This is a genomic window from Pantoea sp. GW821-FHT03E06, assembly GCF_059420725.1.
Genome location: NZ_JBWKUG010000001.1, coordinates 824090 through 848901, shown reverse-complemented (window position 1 = coordinate 848901; position 24812 = coordinate 824090). Strand labels below are relative to the sequence as shown.

Genomic DNA, 24812 nt, shown 5'->3' with positions numbered 1-24812 from the left:
TAAATGACGCCCCTACGGAAGGCGGTGCGGTTTTGCAGGGGGCGCCATTTATGACGACCGATTCAAAATCAGGCGTATCGAAGGCATAAAAAAAGCGGACCGAGGTCCGCTTCTTGCTAAGCCTAATGTATCAAGCGTAGCCGTAATTCATCAGGCGCTGATAACGACGGTTGAGCAACTCTTCGGTGCTCAGCACATCAAGATCGGCCAGATCCGCTAACAGCTGCTGCTTGAGGCTGGCAGCGATGTCCAGCGGATGACGATGCGCACCACCCAGCGGTTCTGGAATGATGGAATCGATCAGTTTCAACTCTTTTAAGCGCTCAGCGGTGATGCCCATCGCTTCTGCAGCTAACGGCGCTTTATCGGCGCTTTTCCACAGAATTGACGCACAGCCTTCCGGTGAAATCACCGAATAAGTGCTGTACTGCAGCATGTTCACCTTGTCACCCACGCCGATGGCCAACGCACCACCGGAACCGCCTTCACCGATGACGGTACAAATCACCGGAATTTTCAGGCCAGACATTTCGCGCAGGTTACGGGCAATCGCTTCAGACTGGCCGCGCTCTTCTGCGCCCACGCCCGGATACGCACCCGGCGTGTCGATGAAGGTGATCAGCGGCATCTTGAAGCGTTCAGCCATTTCCATCAGACGCAGCGCTTTACGGTAACCTTCTGGTGCTGGCATACCGAAATTACGGCGGATTTTCTCTTTAGTTTCGCGACCTTTCTGGTGACCAATGACCATCACTGGACGACCGTCTAAGCGCGCAATACCGCCGACAATCGCTTTATCATCGGCGTAAGCACGATCGCCAGCCAGTTCGTCGAAATCATCAAACGCGTTGCGGATATAGTCCAGTGTATAAGGACGCAGCGGATGACGCGCAAGCTGCGCCACTTGCCAGGCGCCTAAATCAGAGAAGATTTTACGGGTCAGCTCGACGCTTTTTTCGCGCAGACGCTGCACTTCTTCATCCAAATTAATATCGTGTTTTTCATCCGAACGACCAATCGATGTTAACGAGTCGATTTTCGCTTCAAGCTCTGCGATTGGCTGTTCAAAATCCAGGTAATTAAGACTCATAATGTTCCTGTTTTAGTCAAACTCCAGTTCCACCTGCTCCGATCCTACTAACGACCGCAAATCGTTGAGTAAACGATCGCTGGGCGAAATTCGCCACGCTGCACCAAAGCGCAGCTTCGCCCGCGCATCGGCTCTCTGATAGTAGAGATGCACCGGAATGGTCCCGGAGCGATGAGGCTCCAGAGACTGGCGGAGACGGTTTAAAAGCTGGTCATCAATTTGCCTGTCCGTCAGCGAGATAGCAAGTCCGCGCGCGTATTTTTCCCGCGCTTCGTCGATGTCCATAACTTCTCTGGCGGTCATTTTAAGGCCACCGCTAAAGTCATCAAAGCTGACCTGTCCACTGACGATCAGGATACGGTCCTTCTCCAGCAACTGCTGGTATTTATCTAACGCATCGGTAAATAACATCACTTCAAGACGACCAGAACGATCGTCAATCGTACAAATACCAATTCGGTTGCCGCGCTTAGTCACCATCACCCGGGCGGCAATCACCAGCCCCGCTGCGACGGTTACTTTACCACGATCTGTCGGATGCATGTCTTTCAGCCGCATGCCGCCGACGTAACGCTCAATTTCTTTCAAATACTGATTAATCGGATGGCCGGTAAGATACAAACCGAGCGTCTCACGTTCGCCATCCAACTGAACCTGCTCTGGCCAGGGCGTGATGCTGGCGTAGGATTTCTCCACCTGCTCCGGCTCTTCTGCCAGCACACCAAACATATCGGCCTGGCCGATGGCTTCGGCTTTGGCGTGCTGATCGGCGGCTTTTAACGCATCGCCAAGCGCACTCATCAACGCCGCACGATGCGGCCCCAGACGATCAAACGCCCCCGACATGATCAGTTTTTCCATCACGCGACGGTTGATCTTCTTGGTGTCAGTGCGCGCACAGAGATCGAACAGCTCTTTGAAGTAGCCGCCTTCGTTACGCGCATCAATGATCGCTTCAATCGGGCCTTCGCCCACGCCTTTGATCGCGCCGATGCCGTAAACGATCTCACCTTCATCATTAACGTGGAACGGATAGAGGCCTGAGTTGATGTCAGGTGGCAGCACTTTAAGGCCCATGCGCCAGCACTCATCCACCAAACCGACCACTTTCTCGGTGTTATCCATATCGGCGGTCATTACCGCTGCCATAAACTCTGCCGGATAGTGCGCTTTCAGCCACAGCGTTTGGTAGGAAACCAGTGCGTAAGCCGCGGAGTGTGACTTGTTGAAGCCATAACCTGCAAACTTCTCTACCAGATCGAAGATTTTCATCGACAGTTCGCCGTCGACGCCCATCTTCTCCGCCCCGTCCTGGAACACCGAACGCTGCTTCGCCATCTCTTCCGGTTTCTTTTTACCCATCGCACGACGCAACATATCTGCGCCACCCAGCGTATAGCCGGACAACACCTGTGCGATCTGCATCACCTGTTCCTGGTACAGAATGATGCCGTAGGTCGGCTCCAGCACCGGCTTCAGGGTTTCGTGCTGCCACTGAATATCCGGATAAGAGATCTCTTCGCGGCCGTGCTTACGGTCGATGAAGTTATCGACCATGCCGGATTGCAGCGGACCCGGACGGAACAGCGCCACCAGTGCGATCATGTCTTCGAAGCAGTCAGGCTTCAGACGTTTGATCAGATCTTTCATGCCGCGCGATTCAAGCTGGAACACCGCAGTGGTTTCCGAGCGTTGCAGCATGTCGAAGCTTTTCTTGTCATCCAGCGGGATGGCGGCGATATCGATCGGCGGCAATCCCTGCTTTTCACGGCGCGGGTTAATCATCTTCAGCGCCCAGTCGATGATGGTGAGCGTACGCAGGCCGAGGAAGTCAAACTTCACCAGCCCGGCGTACTCCACGTCATTCTTATCAAACTGGGTAACCGGGAACTGTCCGTTCTCATCGCAGTACAGCGGGGCAAAATCGGTAATCTTAGTCGGCGAAATCACCACACCACCGGCATGTTTACCGGCGTTACGCGTGACACCTTCCAGTTTGCGCGCCATGTCAATCAGCGCTTTAACCTCCTCGTCTGCCTCGTAAATCTCCGGCAGCTGCGGTTCAGCCAGGAAGGCTTTTTCCAGCGTCATGCCCGGATCCGGCGGGATCAACTTGGAGATACGATCGACGAAACCATACGGATGACCCAGCACGCGTCCAACATCGCGGATTACCGCTTTCGCCGCCATGGTACCAAAGGTGATGATCTGCGATACCGCTTCACGTCCGTACATCTCGGCAACGTGATCGATAACCTGATCGCGCTTCTCCATGCAGAAGTCGACGTCGAAGTCGGGCATCGACACACGTTCCGGGTTAAGGAAGCGTTCGAACAGCAGGTCAAACTCCAGCGGATCGATATCGGTAATCTTCAGCGCATACGCCACTAACGAACCCGCACCCGAGCCGCGGCCTGGGCCAACGGGAATGCCGTTGTCCTTCGACCACTGGATAAACTCCATCACGATCAAGAAGTAACCGGGGAACCCCATCTGGTTGATAACGGTAAGTTCAATTTCCAGACGTTCGTCATATTCCACGCGTTTCTCGGCGCGTACTGCGGCATCGGGGAAGAGAAATTCCAGTCGCTCTTCCAACCCTTCACGCGATTTCGCCACCAGGAAATCTTCGGTGCTCATCTCTCCGGTGGGGAACTGCGGCAGGAAATATTCACCGAGGCGCACCGTCACGTTACAGCGCTTAGCAATCTCTACGCTATTTTCCAGCGCTTCCGGGATGTCCGAAAACAGCTCGCACATCTCCTCTTCACTGCGCATATATTGCTGAGGACTGTAATGACGCGGACGTTTCGGATCGTCCAACGTATAGCCGTCATGAATCGCTACGCGGATTTCATGCGCATCAAAATCTTCTTCATTCAGGAAACAGACTTCATTGGTGGCAACGACCGGCACGCCTTCGGCAATCGCCAGCTCCACGGCAGCGTGCAGATAGGCTTCTTCATCGGCGCGGCCGGTGCGTATCAGCTCAAGGTAATAGCGATTGGGGAAGTGTTCCTGATAGAAGCTCAGGCACTGCGCCACCATGGCACTGTTGCCGCGCAGCAAGCTACGACCGACATCACCACGGCGTCCGCCGGACAGGAGGATCAAACCTTCGCCTAACTCAATCAGCCAGTCACGATCGATAATCGGCCCTGCAATACCATAACCGCGCTGATAAGCGCGCGAAATCAGCAGGGTGAGATTTTGATAACCGGTATTATTCGCTGCCAGCACGGTTAGCTGCGTCAGCTCGTCGCCCATTAATTCACTGGCGACGTGGAAGTCAGCACCAACAATCGGCTTGATCCCCGCGCCGTGCGCGCTGCCGTAAAAACGCACCAGCCCACAGAGGTTGATGTAATCGGTAATCGCGATTGCCGGCATACCCAGCGCAGCCGCCTTCTTGACCAAAGGTCCGGTTTTCGCCAGACCATCAACCATGGAGTAATCGCTATGGACGCGCAGATGTATAAAACGAGGTTCAGCCATATCAGTTTCCGGTTAAAACAGCGTCAGGCTATTAAAGCGTAGTTGGCTGGCGCGCGGCCAGCACGTCGGCATCAATCAGGGCATTACGCACCGGCGCAAAGCTGCGACGATGGTGAGGTGTGGCGCCATGCTGTGTCAGCTTTTCCATGTGCAGCGCAGTAGGATAACCTTTGTGCTGCGCAAAACCATATTGAGGGAACAGCAGATCCAGCTCGGCCATTTCCCGATCGCGCGTGACTTTGGCGATAATCGAAGCCGCGCTAATCTCTTGCACCAGACTATCGCCCTTCACCACCGCCTGCGATGGCATGGATAATGCCGGACAGCGGTTGCCATCAATCAGCACAAAATCCGGCACGATGGGTAAACCCGCCACCGCGCGCTGCATCGCTAACATGGTAGCGTGCAAAATATTGAGCCGATCGATCTCTTCAGGTTCAGCACGGCCAAGACTCCATGCCAGCGCCTTCTCTTTGATCTCGTCATACAGCGCTAAACGGCGCTTCTCGGAGAGCTTTTTTGAGTCCGCCAGCCCTACAATTGGGTTGGCGGGATCGAGAATCACCGCAGCCGTTACGACGGCACCCACCAGTGGGCCGCGCCCGACTTCATCAACGCCTGCAATGAGCTGGGCGTTGGGATAGATAAATTCAGCCATTGATGATCTCCAGCACCGCATCCGCCGCCTGCTCGTCGGCATTCCAGCGAATCTGTTGATGCAGTTCGGTGAACGTGTTCAGCAGCGCTTCGCGTTCAGGTCCGGCATGCAGCAACGGCTCCAGCGCTGCAGCCAGGGCTTCAGGCTGGCATTCATCTTGCAGCAGCTCTTTCACCAGTTCGCGGCCCGCCAGCAAATTAGGCAGCGAAACATACGGTGTTTTCACCAGGCGTTTTGCCAGCCAAAAGGTAAACGGTTTCATGCGATAGCCGACCACCATTGGGCATTTTGCCAGCATGCACTCTAGCGCGGCAGTCCCGGAGGCAAGAATAGCGGCATCACTGGCCAGCATCGCCTGACGACCTTTACCATCCAGCAGATGCATCGGCAGTTCAGGTGCAACCTCCGCTTTAATCTGCTCGAACTGTTCGCGGCGCTTGACGTTCACCAGCGGCACGACGATTTCCAGCGTCGGATAACGCTGGCGAAGCAGCTGTGCGGCGCGCAGAAAATCGGCGCTGAGCATTTCAACTTCAGCACCGCGGCTGCCCGGCAGCAAACCAAGGCAAATCGCGTCATCCGCGATGCCTAATTCGCGGCGTGCCGCCAGCTTATCAGGCTGCAACGGCATCGCATCGGCCATGGTGTGGCCAATAAAGCGGCACGGTACGTTAAAGCGGTCATAGAAAGCTTTTTCAAACGGCAAAAAGGCCAGCACCAGATTGGTGTTGCGGCCAATTTTAAACACGCGCTTTTGACGCCACGCCCATACGGAAGGACTGACGTAATGAATCGTGCGAATGCCCGCGCGCTTGAGATTGCCTTCCAACGTAATATTGAAATCCGGCGCATCAATGCCGACGAAAACATCGGGCTTGAGTTCACTAAAGCGCTGCGTTAGATCGCGGCGAATTTTTAGCAAGCGGCGCAGGCGCCCCAATACTTCGACAATGCCCATCACCGCCAGCTCTTCCATCTCATACCAGGCTTCGCAGCCTTCGGCTTGCATCAGCGGGCCGGCCACGCCAACAAAGCGAGCATCGGGATGGCGTGCTTTTAACGCACGGATGAGGCCTGCACCAAGAATATCGCCGGAGGTTTCTCCGGCGACCAGGGCAATCGTTAGAGGACGCGATGACATGGATTAACGAATCAATCCACGCGTTGAACGAGCAAAGAAGTCATAGAAAGGTTGCACTTCGCTGTGTTGTTTCGCCAGCTCTTCAATCTCTGGCTTCACTTCATCCAACGTTTTGCCGCTGCGGTACAGCAGCTTGTAAGCATTGCGAATGGCATGCAGCGCTTCTTTGCTAAAGCCGCGACGCTTCAGACCTTCGATATTGATCCCAAACGGCGTTGCGTGATTGCCCTGCGCAATGACGTACGGTGGTACATCCTGCGCGACGCCTGAACAACCGCCAACCATCACGTGAGCACCAATGGTGCACCACTGGTGAACCGCTGTCATGCCGCCAATAATAGCGAAATCATCAACGGTAACGTGCCCACCCAGCGTAGCATTGTTAGCAAAGATGCAGCGGTTGCCAATCACGCAATCATGCGCGATGTGAGCATTCACCATCAGCAGATTATCGCTGCCAATCTTCGTCACATTACCGCCCTGAGTCGTGCCACGATGAACCGTGACGCTTTCGCGGATGCGGTTGCGGTCGCCAATTTCAACGCGCGTGGGTTCACCGGCATATTTCAGATCCTGATTCACTTCACCAATGGAAGCAAACTGATAGATCTGATTGTCTTTACCGATTCGCGTATGGCCGTTTACGACTACGTGCGATTTAAGTACTGTCCCTTCACCAATTTCCACATGAGCGCCGATAAAACAAAACGGGCCGATATGAACATTGGCACCGATGACGGCACCTTCTTCAATGACAGAACTGGGATGGATATTGGCGGTTGAATCAATCACTTATTATGCCTCCCGGCTACGGGCACACATCATGGTCGCTTCACAGACAATTTTGCCATCAACGGTTGCCACGCCTTTAAAGCGCGTCAGGCCACGACGGGTTTTCTCGAATGTCACTTCCATGATCATCTGATCGCCCGGGACAACCGGACGTTTGAAACGGGCTTCATCGATACCGGCGAAGTAATAGAGTTCGCCGGGTTCCAGTTTGCCAACGCTTTTGAACGCCAGAATACCGGTCGCTTGCGCCATCGCTTCCAGGATCAGAACGCCTGGGAAAATCGGCTTACCAGGGAAATGTCCCTGGAAAAACGGTTCGTTAACAGAAACGTTCTTCACCGCGCGCAGATATTTATGCTCTTCAAAATCCAGCACGCGATCAACCAGCAAGAAAGGATAGCGGTGTGGCAGCAGTTCTAAAATCTCTTCAATTTTCAGAGTATGCGTTTCAGTAGTCAAAATACTCTTCCTGTCCTAAAAAATCTGATGGCAACAATAACACGGCCTGCACCGATCAAAATGATCTTCCGCAGGCCGCAAATCAGTTCGGGGGCGTTTCGCTTACCTAAGATACCTGCTGCCGCGCTCGGGTTGCCCTGAGCGGAAAGAAAGTACGCTTTTTATTATGAAAGCGAATAGCGTGGGATGCGTTTAGTCGTCTTTGCCGACCTTACGTTCGATGGCTTTTAAGCGTTTGCTTATGTCATCGATATTCATCACCAGCGCTGCTGTTTTACGCCAGCTTTTGTTGGGTTGCAGTGGAATACCCGACGAGTATACCCCTGGTTCTGTGATGGGGCGCATTACCATGCCCATGCCCGTTACGGTCACTTTGTCACAGATTTCCATATGGCCGTTAATGACGCTGGCGCCGCCAATCATACAGTAACGTCCAATCTTCAGACTACCCGCCATGATCACACCACCAGCAACCGCGGTGTTATCACCAATCACAACGTTGTGCGCAATCTGACACTGGTTGTCTATGATAACACCATTGCCGATCAGAGTGTTATCCAGTGCGCCGCGATCAATGGTGGTACAGGCGCCAATTTCCACCCGATCACCAATCACTACGGTACCCAGCTGCGGAATTTTCACCCAGTTACCGCGATCGTTAGCATACCCGAAACCATCGGCACCGATGACCGTGCCGGACTGAATCAGACAATCCTGACCGATCTGGATTTCGTGATAAAGGGTGACGTTAGCCCACAAGCGTGAACCACGACCGATACGCGTCTGCTTACCCACAAAACATCCTGCGCCAATAACGACGTCGTCACCCAGCTCAACGCCGGACTCGATCACCGCATTCGCACCCACCGAAACATTTCTACCCAGCTTAGCAGTTGCATCGATCACCGCACTGGGCGCGATATTCTGCGCGGGCTGCGGCGTTGTGTCCAGCAGTTGTGCCATGCGGGCATAAGTTAAGTAAGGATTTTTTACCACCAGGGCGGCCGTTTTACACCACTCCAGATCCGCTTCCGTCAGCACCACGGCTGAAGCCTGAATAGTAGCGAGCTGCTCGCGGTAGCGGCTGTTTGCAAGAAAAGTGATTTGGCCAGTTGTGGCGGATTGCATAGAAGCAATGCCGGAGATGACGATATCGCCATCTCCGTGCAATTCTGCATCCAACTGCTGGGCTAAATCAGCCAGTCGAATTGATGACATCAATTATTTAACCTGTTTAACAACGTCAGCAGTGATGTCTTTAGCATCAGATGAAGAGTACAGAACGGCCTGAGAGTCCAGCACCAGATCGTATCCTCCGCTTTTCGCTACAGACTGAACGGCTGTCTGGATTTTAGCCAGCAGCTTGTTACGTTCTTGCATCTGACGAGTCTGGTTGTCTTTGTCAAAAGCCTGCGCTTTTTGTTCAAAGGCAGCACGCTCAGAAGAAATTTGCTTCTCTTTCTTCGTACGATCGCTTGCTTTCATGGTCGATGCGTTACGCTGCAGATCCTGAATCTCTTGCTGGATCTTTTGCTGCTGCGACTGGAGGTCAGAGGCGCGGCTCTGGAATTCACCCTCAAGTTGCTTAGCAACAGCGGCACGCTGTGGAGACTGCTGGAAGACCTGGCTCAGGTTAACAACAGCAACTTTATCAGCCGCTTGGGCACCCGCAGAAGCAGCTAATGCAACACCCAGAGCAGCGGCACAGAACAACTTTTTCACTATAAACTCCTTACCTCAACGTGTGTGTTTGCAGCGTGTCATCTTATTAAGCGACACGCCTGCAAGACGGTATTTTCACTTCCCTGCTCAGAGCTTTACCAGGTTTTACCAATGTTAAACTGGAACTGCTCTGACTTGTCTCCCTCGACTTTCTTCATTGGCTGGGCGTACGAGAAGACCAGCGGTCCCAACGGCGACATCCACTGCAGTGCCACACCGGCAGAGACACGAATGTTGTTTGGATCGCTGTAGTCTGGCACACCCGCAGCACGTGTTTCTGCGGTGTTCTGCCATTTGGTATCCCAAACGGTACCGGCATCCATAAACACCGAGGTACGCACAGAGTTCGCATACTTCTCGCTCAGGAACGGCGTTGGCGTAATCAGCTCAAGGCTGGCAATCGCCATCGCGTTACCCCCTACCGCATCATCCGACTTACAAACGCCGTTCGGGTCAGTCAGATTACAGGTAGAAGAATGATCGTTCAGGTACGCTGCTTTAGGACCAATGGTATTGGACTGGAAGCCACGAACCGTGCTCGAACCACCGCCGTAGAAGTTCTCATAGAACGGCATCTCTTTTCCACCGAGTCCGTCACCATATCCAACACGACCACGGCCTAACACCACCCATGTGCCATCGCGGTTAAGCGGCACATATTGCTGGCTGTCCAATGTCGCTTTGTAGAACGCGTTATCGGAGCCAGGAATGGTCACTTTACCGTTCAGGTTGGTACGGTTACCGCGCGTAGGGAAGAAGCCGCGGTCTAAGGTGTTGTACGTCCAACCGTAGTTGAAGGTGAAGTCATCTGCAGAGAAATCACCGTCATCATTCAAGCCCTGATGACGACCTACTGAATCAAGATAACGCCACATTGCGATCTGAGGACGCATATTGGACAGGTCGTTATGTACATAGCCTAAACCAACGCGCAGCGTATTGTTTTCGTTGACCGGGAAGCCCAGCGTCCCGTCAAGACCATAACTTTTATTGGTATAGTCAGAAAGATCGGCGTCATCCGCTTTGAAGTCGTTATAGAACAGGCGACCGCCAAGACTCACGCCATCGACCGTAAAGTACGGATCGGTCAGCGAGAATTCAGCATAGGTCTGGTAATCGTTCTTAGTACCGCTGATGCCCACGGTGTTACCGGTGCCGAGCCAGTTTTCCTGGGTCACACCCACCTGGAAGCTCACCCCGCTTTCAGTACCGTAACCGACACCAAAGTTAAAGGTACCGGTATTACGCTCTTTCACCTTGTAGACCACGTCAACCTGATCGGGCGCACCCGGCACGCGTTGCGTATCCACATCGACGGTTTCGAAGTAACCCGTCCGGTTCAGACGCTCTTTACCCTGATCAACAAGGTCGCTGCCCAACCAGGCACCTTCCATTTGACGCATTTCACGGCGCAGTACGGAATCTTTTGAGGTGTCGTTACCTTCGAAGCGCACTTTACGCACGTAGTAACGGTTGCCCGCATCCACGTTAATATGCAGCTTGACGGTTTTATCAGCATCGTTAATTTCTGGCTGCGTCACGACACGCGGATAGGCGTAACCGTAGCGACCCAGCAATTTCTTAATGTCATCTTCCATCTGGGTGACTTTGGTGCCGTTATACAGCTCGCCCGATGGAATTTTGGTCATCTGTTCGATTTCCGCCGAGTGCCCTGCCATGCTGCCGTTCACGATCACGCCGGCAATTTTGTACTGATCGCCTTCGTTGATGTTGACGGTGATGTAGATGCCTTTTTTATCTGGCGTCAGGCTCACTTGGGTAGAATCGATGTTGAAACGCGCATAACCGCGATCCAGATAGAAGCTGCGCAGGGTTTCGAGATCGCCTGCTAACTTCTGCTTCTGATATTTACGATCGCCCACCACGTTCCACCACGGCACTTCATCGCGCAGTGAGAAGCGCGAGATCAGTTCGTCAGAGCTAAACGCTTTATTACCCACGATGTTGATCTGCTGGATCTGCGCTGAAACGCCTTCCTGGAAGACGAATTTCAGATCAACGCGGTTGCGCGGCAGCGGCGTGGCAATCGCTTTGACGCTGGCGGTGTATTTACCGACGCTGTAATAGAAATCTTCCAGCCCCTTCTCGATAGAAGAGAGCGTGGTGCGGTCCAGCGCTTCGCCGACGCGAACGCCAGAAGCCTCAAGATTCTGTTTCAGCTGATCTTCTTTCACCGCTTTGTTGCCGGAGAAAGTGATGTTGGCAATGGTTGGACGTTCTTTCACCTGAACAATCAGGGTTGTACCATCACGCAGAACCTGCACATCTTCAAAGTTACCGGTGGCGAACAGTGAGCGAATGGTATTTCTGACATCATCGTCATTCACCGTATCACCGACGCGTACCGGCATGCTGAGCAGAGCCGCGCCGACGGCGACTCGTTGTAGACCTTCGAAATGAATGTCCTTCACTACGAAATCGTCTGCACCGTAAACGGTGGCGCTGCTAAACAGCAGCGACGCTATGAGCAACTTTTTCATCGCCATCGTTGTTATGCGTTTTCCTAACACATCCCGCGCCTGTATGCGTTCCAGCTATTACAAACGAGAGAAATCATTGAAAAGTGCAAGCCCCATTAACAGCACCAGCAAAATTGAGCCAATGCGATAACTAAAGTCCTGAACTCGCTCGGACACCGGTCCACCTTTGATCTTTTCGATCGCCAGAAAGAGCAGATGACCACCATCTAAAACCGGCAGAGGGAACAGGTTAATGATGCCCAGATTGACGCTGATGAGCGCCAGGAACATCAGGTAATAAATCACCCCGTACTCTGCTGATAACCCGGCACCTTGCGCAATCGAAATTGGCCCGCTCAGATTATTCAGCTTCACATCCCCGATTATCAACTTGCCCAGCATGGAAACTGTCAGCTTCATCAGCTGCCAGGTTTTTACACTGGCTTCGCCGATCGCCGCAAAAGGTCCATACTGCCTTACCGTTTTGTACTCATCGGGCAGCGGAATCACGCGCGGTATAACTCCCGCAAATCCTTCCGCTTCTTTGCCCGGTTTCGCTTCCGGCGTCAGCGTCAACGCCACAGGTTCACCGTTGCGCTCAATATCTAGCGCCATGTTTTTGCCCGGGTTATCCCGCACCTGTGCCGCAAAAGCCTGCCACTGTGACAATGGCTGACCATCGACTTTAACGATCCTATCGCCCGCTTGCAAACCAGCGTTGCTTGCCGGTGAGTTTGCCTGAACTTCAGCTAAGGTCGTTTCGATCTGCGGCCCACGTGGACGAATACCTAAAGCAACCACCGGATCCTGTTTATCTGGTTCAAACTGCCATTCGCGTAAATCTAATTGCTTTTGCTGCGTAGCTTCTTCACCAAATTGCGAGACCGTAAGCGTGGCGTCGCTGTCACCGATTTTGCCGATCAGCGCCATACGCACAGCATCCCAATCAGGCGTTTCGATACCATCTACCGCTTTAAGTTCCATGCCAGAGGTAATTTGCGCTTCAGCGGCAACGGAACCGTTCAGAATTTCACCTACCACTGGGCGTACACCCGGCACGCCGTGGATGAAAACGACCCAATAAGCGAAAATGGCAAAAATGAAGTTAGCGATAGGACCGGCTGCGATGATAGAAGCGCGCTGCAGCACCGTTTTGTTGTTGAAGGCTTGATGACGAAGTTCAGCGGGGACGCTCTCAACGCGTTCATCCAGCATTTTGACGTAGCCGCCAAGGGGGATCAGCGCGATAACATATTCAGTGCCCTGACGATCGGTGCGACGCCACAGCGCCTTACCAAAGCCAATCGAGAAACGTTCAACCTTGACGCCGCAACGGCGCGCGACCCAAAAATGGCCAAATTCGTGCACCGTAATTAGCACGCCCAGCGCCACGATAAAGGCGGCAAAACTCCAGAGTATACTCAACATCGCCTGTTATCCTCAGAGGGTGCGAAACACCAACAGCAGCAGGCAGGCAAATACCGGCACCGCAGCAGTCAGGCTATCAATACGATCGAGGATACCACCGTGCCCCGGGATCAAGTTACCGCTGTCTTTAATGCCCGCTTCACGTTTGAACATGCTTTCCGTAAGGTCGCCCAGTACCGAAGCCAGCGTGGCAATCACGGCGCAGATAATCAGCGTGCCTGGCGCGATCGACAGTGGCGCTAATAGCGCAAACAGCCAGGCAATAAGAGCAGACGACAGGAGGCCACCAAAGAAACCTTCCCAGGTTTTACCCGGTGAGACTTTAGGTGCCAGTTTATGTTTGCCAAACAAACGACCGAACATATAAGCACCGGAGTCGGCGCCCCAGACAATGAACATAACGAACAGCAGCCACCATGCACCGGCGAAGTGATCGGTATCGTAATGATACTGACGCAGCGCCATCATTCCCCAGAAGAAGGGGATCACGGTGAGGAGACCAAATAGCAGACGCAGCGGACGCGATGAGCGCCACAGCGCCGCAGAGGAGGGATAGAACAGCACTAAAAATAGCGCGACAATCCACCATCCCAGCGCGGCCCAAAGCGAGCCTTCCATCTGGAATTGGTGCAGATTGCGTTGGTAGGGTTGCAGGCTAAAGAGCATTGCGGACAACAACAGGCCGCATAGCACGGCCAGCCAGATACGCTGCTGGCGCGTCTTCATACCCGCCAGCTGCCCCCATTCCCAGGCAGCAAGCATACAGATGATGATGGTGGTGATCGCAAAACCGTACAGCGGTAACCAGAACAGTGCAGCGATCACCAGCGGAATCAAAATTAACGCGGTGATCAGACGAGACTTCAGCAAAGGTTACCCCCAAATTGCTTAGGCGCCGCCTGGTGCAGTACCGCCATAGCGTCGCTCCCGCGTAGAGAATGCATTCAGTGCACCTTCAAAAACGTGTTCATCAAAATCAGGCCAAAGAACATCGGTAAACCAAAACTCAGCATAGGCGATTTGCCACAGCAGGAAGTTGCTAATCCGATGCTCTCCCCCGGTCCTTATCACTAAATCCACTGGCGCCAGCTCCTGCATGCATAGATACGGAGCCAGGCTTTCTTCGGTAATCTGGTCAGGCCGCAGCAAACCTTCCTGCACCTGTTCAGCCAGTTTTCTGGCACCCTGGATAATATCCCAACGGCCGCCATAATTGGCAGCAATGTTAAGAGTTAGTCCATTATTTTGCTGAGTCAGTTCCTCGGCGCGGCGAATGCGTTCCTGAATACGGTTATTGAAACGGCTGATATCACCAATAATGCGTAGACGCACATTGTGTTTGTGCAGGCTTTTGACTTCGCTGTCGAGCGCCCAAACAAACAGCTCCATTAACGCTGTCACTTCCTGAACCGGACGGCTCCAGTTTTCACTGCTGAACGCATACAGCGTAAGCGCTTCCAGTTTATGACTGACCGCGAAGCTAACAGCCCGACGCACTGATTTTACCCCGGCTTTATGGCCTGAAATACGCAGTTTGCCCTGATTTTTTGCCCAGCGACCATTACCATCCATAATGATGGCCACGTGACGTGGCGTGCAGTACGACTCGTCATCGATTGTATTGTGATTGTTGGACGACATAACGCGTAATAATTCCTTTCATCAGAAATGCTGTGGTTTCTGAATACATTGCGCCTGCAGCAAACTCCGGTAAACACACCGGATGACATCGAAACAATGTCGGGCTGTGAAACGCGAGCGAGCGACTATACCATTTTCACCCAGAGCGAACAAATAGCGGGAACTATCAACCTGCTAAACGAAAGCGCGGTAACAATTCATTGGCACGCGCGCGCGCTAACCGATCAATCTCCATCACCTCGTCGATGCTGCCAGGCTCCTGACACGTCAGGGATGCCAGCACTTCGCTGTTGATGGCGGCAATGTCGGTAAAGCGAATCTGGTGCTGCAGAAAAGCCGCAACCGCCACTTCATTCGCTGCATTCAGCGTCGTCGTAGCGGCCTGACCTGTGGCACAGGCATCAATCGCGAGCTTCAGGCAGGGATAGCGCTCGTAGTCCGGTTCGGCAAACGTCAGCGACTTCATTCGAGTGAAGTCGAGCGGCGTTACACCCGCAGAGATACGTGCTGGCCAAGCCATGCTGTGCGCTATTGGCGTTCGCATATCCGGTGAACCGAGTTGCGCCAGTACACTGCCGTCGCAATAACGCACCATCGAATGGATAACGGACTGCGGATGCAGGATGACCTCCATCTGCGCGTCAGTTGCATTAAATAGCCAGCGGGCTTCAATGTATTCAAGACCTTTATTCATCATGGTGGCCGAATCAACGGAGATTTTTCGTCCCATTGACCAGTTCGGATGCGCACATGCCTGATCTGGCGACATCGCGGCTAAATCCGCTAATGGCGTGTCACGAAAAGGACCACCCGATCCCGTAAGGAGAATCGACTCGATGCCATTCCCCCGCAGATCAGCGTACCCCAACTGATGCTGTATGGAAGCGGGTAAACTCTGAAAAATGGCATTGTGCTCGCTATCCACCGGCAGCAACTGCGCCTGATGTTGGCGCACCGCCTCCATAAACAGGCGGCCGCATGTGACAAGCGATTCTTTGTTGGCGAGCAGCACGGTTTTACCGGCGCGAATCGCCGCCAGGGTAGGTTGCAGACCCGAGGCGCCAACAATCGCCGCCATCACCTGATCCACCTCATCTAGCGCAGCCAGTTCGCACGCGGCCTGAACGCCGGAGAGCACTTCGGTATTCACGTTGAGTGCTTTCAGTCGCTCACGCAGCGCCTGTGCGGACGCCTCATCAGACATCGCGGCATAGCGTGGCTGGAATTGCTGGCACTGTTCAGCCATCAACGCCACATTTTGGCCAGCTACCAGCGCAGTCACCTGATACAGCTCAGGATTCGCGGCAACCACTGCCAGCGTGCTGGTGCCAATTGAGCCGGTCGATCCCAGCAAAGTTAATCGCTTCATCATGCTATCCCTGTGAAGTCGTGGACTGTGACCGCAACAGCGCCGGACACAATGTAAAACGCCGCCAGAGTCGAATACATCTCGTCTCTGAACGGCGTTTTTAAAAAGAAGATGATGGCGTTAGAAATCCATCAGTTCCTTTTCTTTTTCGGCCAATGCCGCATCCACACTTTTGATGTGCGCATCGGTCATTTTCTGGATCTCGTCCTGCGAACGACGTTCGTCGTCTTCGCTGATCTCTTTGTCTTTCAGCAGCGCTTTGATCTTATCGTTCGCGTCGCGGCGGACGTTACGGACAGATACACGACCCTGCTCAGCTTCGCCACGGACGATCTTGATCATATCTTTACGACGCTCTTCCGTCAGCGCTGGCAGCGGCACACGAATGTCGCTACCGGCCGAGCTTGGATTCAGGCCCAGATCAGAAGACATGATGGCTTTCTCTACCGCGGCGCTCAGCGAGCGATCAAATACGTTGATTTTCAACGTACGTGAATCCTCTACCGTGACGCTAGCCACCTGACGCAGCGGCGTAGGTGTACCGTAGTAAGGCACCATAATGCCGTCGAGCAGTGAAGGCGAAGCACGACCGGTGCGCACTTTGCTGATGGTGTTTTTGAATGCATCCACACACTTTTCCATGCGCGTGTCTGCATCTTTTTTAATGTCGTTAATCACGTTGAAACCCTTGGATTCGGTTTGACCTGGCCATTTCCGGGCTAACCGGAAGCGGTATCGATAAACATCGATCATCCTAATTGCTGCGCGATGACAGAGCATCGCGGCAAAAGAATATACCTTATTTTAACCTGCGTCGGGTATTAATGCGTAATCAGGGTGCCTTCTTTTTCACCCATCACTACGCGGCGCAGCGCACCAGGCTTGTTCATGTTGAAGACGCGGATAGGCAGTTTATGGTCACGCGCCAGCGTAAACGCCGCGAGATCCATCACTTTAAGCTCTTTATCCAACACTTCTGCATAGCTCAGCTGATCGTACAGCGTTGCATCCGGATTTTTTACCGGATCTTCAGAGTAGACGCCGTCTACTTTGGTGGCTTTCAGTACCACGTCGGCTTCGATTTCGATACCGCGCAGGCAGGCTGCAGAGTCAGTGGTAAAGAACGGGTTACCGGTACCGGCCGCAAAGATAACGACGCGGTTATTACGCAGCAGGCTGATCGCTTCTGCCCAGCTGTAGTTGTCGCACACGCCATTCAGTGGAATCGCCGACATCAAACGCGCATTGACATACGCACGGTGCAGCGCATCACGCATTGCCAGGCCATTCATTACCGTTGCCAGCATGCCCATATGGTCGCCGACCACACGGTTCATCCCGGCCTGTGCCAGACCTGCGCCACGGAACAGGTTACCGCCACCAATAACCACACCCACCTGGATGCCCAGTTCAACCAGCTCTTTCACCTCTTGCGCCATGCGGTCAAGCACGCTCGCGTCGATACCAAAACCTTCGGCACCTTGCAGTGCTTCGCCACTCAGTTTTAGCAGGATACGTTGATATACAGGTTTTGCGTTGGTCGCCATGGTCGATTCTTCCTGGAAGATATGATGAAAAGGAGAAATAAAATCTGGTCGATCATCCGTAAAGCACGCGAGAAAAGCTATTGGGATGAGACTGAAAGTGCTGTACTAAATTGCAGGCAAAAAAGAACCGCCTTTTGGCGGTTCTTTCAGACCATTAAGACTGTTTGGACATTGCAGCAACTTCTGCTGCGAAGTCAGATTCAACTTTCTCAATGCCTTCGCCCACTTCGAAGCGGATGAAGTTGATGACGTCAGCGTTTTTCTCTTTCAACGCCTGGCCAACAGTTTTGCTTGGGTCGATAACGAAAGCCTGACCGGTCAGAGAAACTTCGCCGGTGAATTTCTTCATGCGGCCTTCAACCATTTTCTCTGCGATCTCTTTTGGCTTGCCAGACTGCATGGCGATGTCCAGCTGAACCTGGTACTCTTTCTCAACCACATCAGCAGACACGTCTTCTGGCTTAACGAATTCTGGCTTGCTTGCAGCGATGTGCATTGCGACTTGCTTGCTCAACTCTTCGTTAGCGCCGGTAGTAGAAACAACGACACCGATGCGTGCGCCGTGCTGATAGCTGTTCAGCTCAGCACCTTCAAGGATAGCAACACGACGGATGTTGATGTTCTCACCGATTTTCGCAACCAGCGCTACGCGTTCTTCTTCGAACTGCGCTTTCAGAGCTTCCACATCGGTAACTTTGCCAGCAGTTGCTGCATCCAGAACTTTGTCAGCAAATGCCTGGAAACCGCCATCTTTAGCAACGAAGTCAGTCTGGCAGTTTACTTCCAGAATCACCGCGTAGCCGTCAGCGATTTTAGTTTTGATCACGCCATCAGCAGCCACGTTGCCTGCTTTCTTAGCAGCTTTGATTGCGCCAGATTTGCGCATGTTCTCAATTGCCAGCTCGATGTCGCCGTTCGCTTCAGTCAGCGCTTTTTTGCAGTCCATCATGCCTGCGCCAGTACGCTCACGCAGTTCTTTTACCAATGCAGCGGTAATATCAGCCATTCCAGAATCCTCGATTCGTCTCTGTGTGTTCACACACTGTCAGAAACTTGTTGCGGAAATTTACTCTGCCCCGCTCTCAAATGTGAGCGTGACAGACTTAGATAAAATAAAGGGGCCTGAACGGCCCCCTTAACAGATAACATCTGATGTCTAAGGGCTCTTAGAAAGAGCGAACCTTATTAAGCTTCAGCAGCTTCTTCAGCCTGCTCAGCCAGATCCTGTGAACGGCCTTCGCGCACGGTAGTGGCAACGGCAGTCAGGTACAGGCTTACAGCACGGATCGCATCGTCGTTACCTGGGATAACGAAGTCAACGCCGTCTGGATCAGAGTTGGTATCAACGATAGCAAATACTGGGATACCCAGGTTGTTTGCTTCTTTGATAGCGATATGCTCGTGATCAGCGTCAACAACGAACAGTGCATCCGGCAGACCGCCCATGTCTTTGATACCGCCCAGGCTGTTTTCCAGCTTGGCCAGTTCGCGAGTGCGCATCAGCGCTTCTTTCTTGGTCAGTTTGTCGAAAGTACCGTCCTGAGACTGAGACTCAAGATCTTTCAGGCGTTTGATTGACTGACGAACGGTTTTCCAGTTAGTCAGCATGCCACCCAACCAGCGATGGTTTACGAAGAACTGGTCGCAGCTCAGAGCTGACTCTTTTACCGCTTCGGCAGCAGCGCGCTTAGTACCAACGATCAGGATCTTACCTTTACGGGAAGAGATCTTTTTCAACTCAGCCAGCGCGTCGTTGAACATTGGCACAGTCTGCTCGAGGTTGATGATGTGAACCTTGTTACGTGCGCCGAAGATGAATGGCTTCATTTTCGGGTTCCAGTAACGGGTCTGGTGACCAAAGTGAACACCAGCCTTGAGCATGTCGCGCATTGAAACAGTTGCCATGATTACCTCTAAAGTTTGATTTGGGGTTGGGCCTCCATGTATCCCATACGACCGACCTCTTTCAAGGCACCCCGGCGTATGTGTCGATACATGTGTGTTTTAGTACACATAATGAGTTTTATGCGTTTCCTGCCAGCCAATAACCTGGCGACAGAGAATCGTCGGCGCGCTTTATACCACAATGCGCAGTAATACGCCAATAGTAGTTAGCGGCGAGAGGCGCAGACAATCCCCATTTGGCAGCCCATTTGCTGGCTGCTAACATGTTTGCCACAGAACTCATTATTGTCGAAAATTTCGACGATTGCGGATTAATTTAATGGCTATTTCAATTAAAACCCCTGAAGAAATCGAAAAAATGCGCGTCGCGGGCCGTCTTGCCGCTGAAGTGCTTGAGATGATTGCGCCGCACGTGGTGCCTGGTGTTACCACCGGTGAACTTGACCGCCTCTGCCACGAACATATTACGCAGAAGCAACAGGCCATTTCCGCTTGCCTGGGTTATCACGGCTTCCCGAAATCAGTCTGTATCTCCGTGAATGAAGTGGTCTGTCACGGTATTCCGAGTGACGATCGCGTGCTGAAAGATGGCGATGTCGTGAACGTCGATGTCACGGTGATCAAAGATGAATATCACGGCGACACCTCAAAGATGTTTATCGTCGGTAAACCGACCATTCAGGGCGAGCGCCTGTGTCGCGTCACGCAGGAAAGTCTGTATATCGCGCTGCGTTTGGTAAAACCGGGGATTCGCCTGCGCGAGCTCGGTCGTGCCATTCAGCAGTATGTGGAAGCACAGGATTTCTCGGTGGTGCGCGAATATTGCGGTCACGGTATCGGCAAAGGCTTCCATGAAGAGCCGCAGGTGCTGCATTACGATGCGGACGACAGCGGCGTGGTGCTGCAAGCAGGTATGACCTTCACCATCGAACCGATGGTCAATGCCGGTGATTACCGCATCCGCACCATGAAGGATGGCTGGACCGTGAAAACCAAAGATCGCAGCTTGTCCGCGCAGTATGAGCATACTATTGTGGTCACAGAAAACGGCTGTGAGATTCTGACGCTGCGTGAAGACGACACCATTCCAGCGGTGCTCGAAAACGTCGCGTAATCATCTCCCTGACAGTACCAGGCCGGCTCATAGCCGGCCTTTTTTATGTTTGACGCGTAATGAAGAGGCATGTTGATGAGTGGTAGCGTGACCGAAGCAGTACACAAAGGCCTGACCGATTCCCCCGCCAGCTGGCCCGATGAAGCCCTGACGCGCGACAAGCTCAAACAGTATCTTGAGCAATTCCACCAGCATCTCGGTAGCGCGTTTGATGCGGGCACCGATATCGAATCCCTGATCGATGCGCGCACCCTGTTTATTGACCGCTTACTCCGTCGCCTATGGCGCTTCTTTGGTTTTGATCGGCTGAAAGAGATCGCGCTGGTTGCCGTAGGCGGTTATGGCCGCGGTGAATTGCATCCGCTCTCTGACATTGATGTGCTGATCCTCAGTCGTCAACCGCTGGACGACGCTGCGGCACAGCGCACCAGTGAACTGTTAACGCTGATGTGGGATTTGAAGCTGGAAGTTGGCCACAGTGTGCGCACGTTAGAAGAGTGCTTGCTGGAAGGATTATCCGATCTCACCGTCGCCACTAATCTGATCGAATCGCGCATGCTGACGGGCGACGTGGCGCTGTTTCTCGAGCTGCAAAAGAATATCTTTAGCGATGGTTTCTGGCCATCGTCGCGCTTTTTCGCTGCCAAAATTGAAGAGCAGCAGGAACGCCACCAGCGCTATCACGGCACCAGCTATAACCTCGAACCCGACATCAAAAGCAGCCCGGGCGGCCTGCGCGACATTCACACGCTGCAATGGGTGGCGCGTCGTCACTTTGGTGCCACCACCATGGATGAGATGGTTGGTTTCGGCTTTATCACCGAAGCGGAACGCAATGAAATCAATGAGTGTCAGGAGTTCCTGTGGCGCATTCGTTTTGCGCTGCACTTAACGCTGCCGCGCTATGACAATCGCCTGCTGTTCGATCGCCAGCTAACCGTAGCTCAACGTCTCAACTACCTGGGCGAAGTCAACGAGCCGGTTGAGCGCATGATGAAGGACTTTTACCGCGTTACGCGCCGCATCGGCGAACTCAATCAAATGCTGCTGCAGCTGTTTGATGAGGCCATTTTGGCGCTATCGACCACCGAGAAACCACGCAACCTTGATGATGACTTCCAGATTCGCGGTGACTTAATCGATCTGCGCGATCCCTCGCTGTTTGAGCGCGAACCGCAAGCCATCCTGCGCATGTTTTACGTGATGGTGCGTAACGAAAACATCAAAGGCATTTACTCCACCACCCTGCGCCAGCTGCGCTATGCGCGTCGCCATCTGAAACAGCCGCTGTGCCATATTCCTGAAGCGCGTGAAACCTTTATGGCGATATTGCGTCATCCCGGCGCAGTCAAGCGCGCACTGGTGCCGATGCATCGTCATAGCGTACTGTGGGCCTATACGCCGCTGTGGGGCAATATCGTCGGCCAGATGCAGTTCGATTTGTTCCACGCTTACACCGTTGATGAACACACCATTCGCGTGCTGCAGAAGCTGGAGAGCTTTGCCGATGAAGCCACGCGACCGATGCATCCGCTGTGCGTAGAACTCTGGCCGCGTCTGCCACAGCCGGAACTGCTGCTGATGGCCGCGCTGCTGCATGATATTGCCAAAGGCCGCAATGGCGATCACTCGATTCTCGGCGCGCAGGATGCGCTGGATTTCGCCGAATTACATGGCCTGAACTCCCGTGAAACGCAGCTGGTTGCCTGGCTGGTACGCCATCATCTGTTGATGTCGGTCACCGCACAGCGTCGCGACATTCAGGATCCAACCGTAATTCAGCAGTTCGCCGAAGTGATGCAAAACGAAAACCGTCTGCGTTATCTGGCATGCCTGACGGTGTCTGATATCTGCGCCACCAATGAAAGCTTGTGGAACAGCTGGAAACAGAGCCTGTTGCGCGAGCTGTTCTTTGCCACCGAAAAACAGCTGCGTCGCGGTATGGAAAATAGCCCGGATCTGCGCGAGCGGGTACGTCACCATCGGCTGCAAGCGCTGGCGCTGCTGCGCATGGAGAACCTCGACGAAGAGCGCCTGCACCATATCTGGAGCCGCTGCCGCGCCGACTATTTCCTGCGCCACACGCCGAATCAGCTCGCCTGGCACGCGCGTCATTTAATTCATCACGATCTCAACAAGCCGCTGGTGCTGGTGAGTCCGCAGGCCACGCGCGGCGGCACCGAAATCTTTATCTGGAGCCCGGATCGCCCGCACCTGTTTGCGGCGGTGGCAGGCGAATTGGATCGTCGTAATCTCAGCGTGCATGATGCGCAAATCTTTACCAGCCGCGACGGCATGGCGATGGATACCTTTATCGTGCTGGAGCCCGATGGCAGCCCACTGGCCGCTGACCGTCATCCAATGATCATTCACGCGCTGGAGCAGGCCATTACGCAAACTGAGTGGGTGCCGCCGCGTACGCGCCGTCAGTCAGCACGTCTCAAGCATTTCAGCGTGGATACCGAGGTCAATTTCCTGCCGACGCATACCGATCGCCGCAGCTATCTGGAGTTAGTCGCACTCGATCAGCCTGGCTTGCTGGCGCGCGTGGGAGAAGTGTTCGCCGATTTGGGTGTATCGCTGCACGGTGCGCGCATCAGTACAATTGGTGAGCGGGTTGAGGATCTTTTCATCCTGGCCGATAGCGAGCGGCGTGCGCTGGGGGTCGAAATGCGCGATGTGTTGCAACAGAGGTTGACAGAAGCCCTTAATCCAAACGATAAACTCTGACCTGGCAAATATCATTCACGTTGCAGGTGCGTTGGCTTTCCTCGCTCACCCCGGTCACATACTGATGTATGCTCCCGGGGATTCGCTGCGTCGCCGCCTTCCTGCATCATGAATGATGTTTGCCAGGTAATTTTACTATGTACGCGATCTGGCGTGCATTCCGCTATGACAGAATCAGGAAATAAATATGCAACAGTTACAGAGCGTTATCGAATCTGCCTTTGAGCGCCGCGCCGACATCACGCCATCTAGCGTAGACGGTGCAACCCGTGATGCTATCAACCAGGTTATCGGCCTGCTGGATAGCGGTGAACTGCGCGTGTCTGAAAAGATCAACGGTGAGTGGGTAACGCATCAGTGGCTGAAGAAAGCAGTGCTGTTGTCGTTCCGCATTAACGATAATCAGGTGATGGAAGGTTCTGAAACCCGTTTCTACGACAAAGTGCCGATGAAATTTGCCGGCTGGGACGAAGCGCGCTTCAAAAACGCCGGTTTCCGCGTTGTACCACCGGCTGCCGTGCGTCAGGGCGCATTCATCGCACGTAACACCGTGCTGATGCCGTCTTACGTCAACATCGGTGCGTACGTCGATGAAGGCACCATGGTAGATACCTGGGCAACCGTGGGTTCATGTGCGCAGATCGGTAAAAATGTTCACCTGTCTGGCGGCGTAGGCATCGGTGGCGTACTGGAGCCGTTGCAGGCAAATCCAACCATCATCGAAGATAACTGCTTCATTGGCGCACGCTCAGAAATCGTTGAAGGCGTGATCGTTGAAGAAGGTTCAGTGATTTCAATGGGTGTTTACATCGGCCAGAGTACTAAAATCTTTGACCGCGAAACCGGCGAAGTGCATTACGGCCGCGTACCGGCGGGTTCGGTGGTGGTTTCCGGCAATCTGCCATCGAAAGATGGTAGCTATAGCCTGTACTGCGCAGTCATTGTGAAGAAAGTGGATGCTAAAACCCTCAGCAAAACAGGCATTAACGAACTGCTGCGCAGCATCGATTAAGTTTATCCTGCCTTAAAATCTTCCTAACGGGCCTGTATTCAGGCCCGTAATTATTTGTTTACACTCCCACCTGAATTACCTGTTTCGCGCCGCGAATTAACCCGTGCGTTTATTTTTCAAACAGTTCATAATCCGCGCCAAGTTAACTCCGGTCGCGCACTGTTCATCCCGGTTTTTGTGTCTACAGTTGATTAAGTATGCCGTAAGCGTTCCGGTTGCCGCGTTTCTG

General features: G+C 53.4%; 20 protein-coding genes. 3 read left to right on the top strand and 17 right to left on the bottom strand.

What is annotated here, in order from left to right; genetic code table 11:
• Window positions 1–130: 130 nt before the first annotated feature.
• The 17 genes from accA to rpsB all read right to left on the bottom strand — a co-directional run bounded on the left by accA (window position 131) and on the right by rpsB (window position 19727).
• A complete protein-coding gene (accA, locus tag AC07WB_RS03805) occupies window positions 131–1090 on the bottom strand; it encodes an acetyl-CoA carboxylase carboxyl transferase subunit alpha (protein WP_097094864.1) in 960 nt (319 codons plus the stop codon).
• A gap of 12 nt (window positions 1091–1102) precedes the next feature.
• Entirely contained in the window at window positions 1103–4585 is a 3483-nt protein-coding gene (dnaE, locus tag AC07WB_RS03800) for a DNA polymerase III subunit alpha (RefSeq protein ID WP_097094865.1), read from the bottom strand.
• 31 nt (window positions 4586–4616) lie between these two features.
• Window positions 4617–5243, bottom strand: a complete 627-nt coding sequence (gene rnhB / locus AC07WB_RS03795) for a ribonuclease HII (RefSeq protein ID WP_097094866.1) — start codon at window positions 5241–5243, stop codon at window positions 4617–4619.
• Complete coding sequence (gene lpxB / locus AC07WB_RS03790; protein ID WP_097094867.1) at window positions 5236–6384, bottom strand: lipid-A-disaccharide synthase; 1149 nt, start codon at window positions 6382–6384, stop codon at window positions 5236–5238. Before lpxB ends, rnhB begins: the two co-directional genes overlap by 8 nt.
• A gap of 3 nt (window positions 6385–6387) precedes the next feature.
• A complete protein-coding gene (gene lpxA, locus AC07WB_RS03785) occupies window positions 6388–7176 on the bottom strand; it encodes an acyl-ACP--UDP-N-acetylglucosamine O-acyltransferase (protein ID WP_097094868.1) in 789 nt (262 codons plus the stop codon).
• Between the two features lie 3 nt (window positions 7177–7179).
• On the bottom strand, window positions 7180–7635 hold the full coding sequence (fabZ, locus tag AC07WB_RS03780) for a 3-hydroxyacyl-ACP dehydratase FabZ (RefSeq protein ID WP_007893924.1): 456 nt from the start codon (window positions 7633–7635) through the stop codon (window positions 7180–7182).
• Window positions 7636–7827: 192 nt separating this feature from the next.
• Window positions 7828–8853 (bottom strand): UDP-3-O-(3-hydroxymyristoyl)glucosamine N-acyltransferase, encoded by a 1026-nt coding sequence (gene lpxD, locus AC07WB_RS03775; RefSeq protein ID WP_097094869.1) that lies wholly within the window; start codon window positions 8851–8853, stop codon window positions 7828–7830.
• A 3-nt stretch (window positions 8854–8856) separates the two neighbouring features.
• The gene (locus AC07WB_RS03770) at window positions 8857–9357 is read right to left on the bottom strand and encodes an OmpH family outer membrane protein (RefSeq protein WP_097094870.1); all 501 of its coding nucleotides are present in this window, start codon (window positions 9355–9357) and stop codon (window positions 8857–8859) included.
• Window positions 9358–9452: 95 nt separating this feature from the next.
• Window positions 9453–11864, bottom strand: coding sequence for an outer membrane protein assembly factor BamA (gene bamA / locus AC07WB_RS03765; protein ID WP_345829928.1), 2412 nt, complete (start codon window positions 11862–11864; stop codon window positions 9453–9455).
• 51 nt (window positions 11865–11915) lie between these two features.
• Window positions 11916–13265: a sigma E protease regulator RseP gene (rseP, locus tag AC07WB_RS03760; RefSeq protein WP_345827236.1), complete on the bottom strand. Its 1350-nt coding sequence runs from the start codon at window positions 13263–13265 to the stop codon at window positions 11916–11918.
• Between the two features lie 12 nt (window positions 13266–13277).
• A complete protein-coding gene (gene cdsA / locus AC07WB_RS03755) occupies window positions 13278–14135 on the bottom strand; it encodes a phosphatidate cytidylyltransferase (RefSeq protein WP_097094873.1) in 858 nt (285 codons plus the stop codon).
• Window positions 14136–14153: 18 nt separating this feature from the next.
• Window positions 14154–14906, bottom strand: a complete 753-nt coding sequence (ispU, locus tag AC07WB_RS03750; protein ID WP_097094874.1) for a (2E,6E)-farnesyl-diphosphate-specific ditrans,polycis-undecaprenyl-diphosphate synthase — start codon at window positions 14904–14906, stop codon at window positions 14154–14156.
• 166 nt (window positions 14907–15072) lie between these two features.
• Complete coding sequence (gene ispC, locus AC07WB_RS03745) at window positions 15073–16275, bottom strand: 1-deoxy-D-xylulose-5-phosphate reductoisomerase (protein ID WP_176519198.1); 1203 nt, start codon at window positions 16273–16275, stop codon at window positions 15073–15075.
• A 120-nt stretch (window positions 16276–16395) separates the two neighbouring features.
• Window positions 16396–16953, bottom strand: coding sequence for a ribosome recycling factor (gene frr, locus AC07WB_RS03740; RefSeq protein ID WP_097097592.1), 558 nt, complete (start codon window positions 16951–16953; stop codon window positions 16396–16398).
• A 143-nt stretch (window positions 16954–17096) separates the two neighbouring features.
• Window positions 17097–17822, bottom strand: coding sequence for a UMP kinase (gene pyrH, locus AC07WB_RS03735; RefSeq protein WP_007893903.1), 726 nt, complete (start codon window positions 17820–17822; stop codon window positions 17097–17099).
• Window positions 17823–17976: 154 nt separating this feature from the next.
• Window positions 17977–18828 (bottom strand): translation elongation factor Ts, encoded by an 852-nt coding sequence (gene tsf / locus AC07WB_RS03730; protein WP_097094876.1) that lies wholly within the window; start codon window positions 18826–18828, stop codon window positions 17977–17979.
• A 179-nt stretch (window positions 18829–19007) separates the two neighbouring features.
• Complete coding sequence (rpsB, locus tag AC07WB_RS03725) at window positions 19008–19727, bottom strand: 30S ribosomal protein S2 (RefSeq protein ID WP_007893898.1); 720 nt, start codon at window positions 19725–19727, stop codon at window positions 19008–19010.
• Window positions 19728–20046: 319 nt separating this feature from the next.
• Between rpsB and map the strand changes: the two genes are divergently transcribed.
• From map to dapD, 3 genes are all read left to right on the top strand, one after another.
• Window positions 20047–20841 (top strand): type I methionyl aminopeptidase, encoded by a 795-nt coding sequence (map, locus tag AC07WB_RS03720; RefSeq protein ID WP_097094877.1) that lies wholly within the window; start codon window positions 20047–20049, stop codon window positions 20839–20841.
• Between the two features lie 75 nt (window positions 20842–20916).
• Window positions 20917–23571 (top strand): bifunctional uridylyltransferase/uridylyl-removing protein GlnD, encoded by a 2655-nt coding sequence (gene glnD / locus AC07WB_RS03715; RefSeq protein WP_097097593.1) that lies wholly within the window; start codon window positions 20917–20919, stop codon window positions 23569–23571.
• Window positions 23572–23758: 187 nt separating this feature from the next.
• Window positions 23759–24583, top strand: coding sequence for a 2,3,4,5-tetrahydropyridine-2,6-dicarboxylate N-succinyltransferase (dapD, locus tag AC07WB_RS03710; protein ID WP_049851491.1), 825 nt, complete (start codon window positions 23759–23761; stop codon window positions 24581–24583).
• Window positions 24584–24812: the final 229 nt, after the last annotated feature.

Bases quoted from the DNA above. Each gene is read 5' to 3' on its own strand.
- rpsB (WP_007893898.1), bottom strand. From the start codon at position 19,727: ATGGCAACTGTTTCAATGCGCGACATGCTCAAGGCTGGTGTTCACTTT.
- lpxD (WP_097094869.1), bottom strand. From the start codon at position 8,853: ATGTCATCAATTCGACTGGCTGATTTAGCCCAGCAGTTGGATGCAGAA.
- rnhB (WP_097094866.1), bottom strand. From the start codon at position 5,243: ATGGCTGAATTTATCTATCCCAACGCCCAGCTCATTGCAGGCGTTGAT.
- map (WP_097094877.1), top strand. From the start codon at position 20,047: ATGGCTATTTCAATTAAAACCCCTGAAGAAATCGAAAAAATGCGCGTC.
- lpxB (WP_097094867.1), bottom strand. From the start codon at position 6,384: ATGTCATCGCGTCCTCTAACGATTGCCCTGGTCGCCGGAGAAACCTCC.
- dapD (WP_049851491.1), top strand. From the start codon at position 23,759: ATGCAACAGTTACAGAGCGTTATCGAATCTGCCTTTGAGCGCCGCGCC.
- dnaE (WP_097094865.1), bottom strand. From the start codon at position 4,585: ATGGCTGAACCTCGTTTTATACATCTGCGCGTCCATAGCGATTACTCC.
- glnD (WP_097097593.1), top strand. From the start codon at position 20,917: ATGAGTGGTAGCGTGACCGAAGCAGTACACAAAGGCCTGACCGATTCC.
- ispU (WP_097094874.1), bottom strand. From the start codon at position 14,906: ATGTCGTCCAACAATCACAATACAATCGATGACGAGTCGTACTGCACG.
- ispC (WP_176519198.1), bottom strand. From the start codon at position 16,275: ATGAAGCGATTAACTTTGCTGGGATCGACCGGCTCAATTGGCACCAGC.
- accA (WP_097094864.1), bottom strand. From the start codon at position 1,090: ATGAGTCTTAATTACCTGGATTTTGAACAGCCAATCGCAGAGCTTGAA.
- bamA (WP_345829928.1), bottom strand. From the start codon at position 11,864: ATGGCGATGAAAAAGTTGCTCATAGCGTCGCTGCTGTTTAGCAGCGCC.
- rseP (WP_345827236.1), bottom strand. From the start codon at position 13,265: ATGTTGAGTATACTCTGGAGTTTTGCCGCCTTTATCGTGGCGCTGGGC.
- pyrH (WP_007893903.1), bottom strand. From the start codon at position 17,822: ATGGCGACCAACGCAAAACCTGTATATCAACGTATCCTGCTAAAACTG.
- tsf (WP_097094876.1), bottom strand. From the start codon at position 18,828: ATGGCTGATATTACCGCTGCATTGGTAAAAGAACTGCGTGAGCGTACT.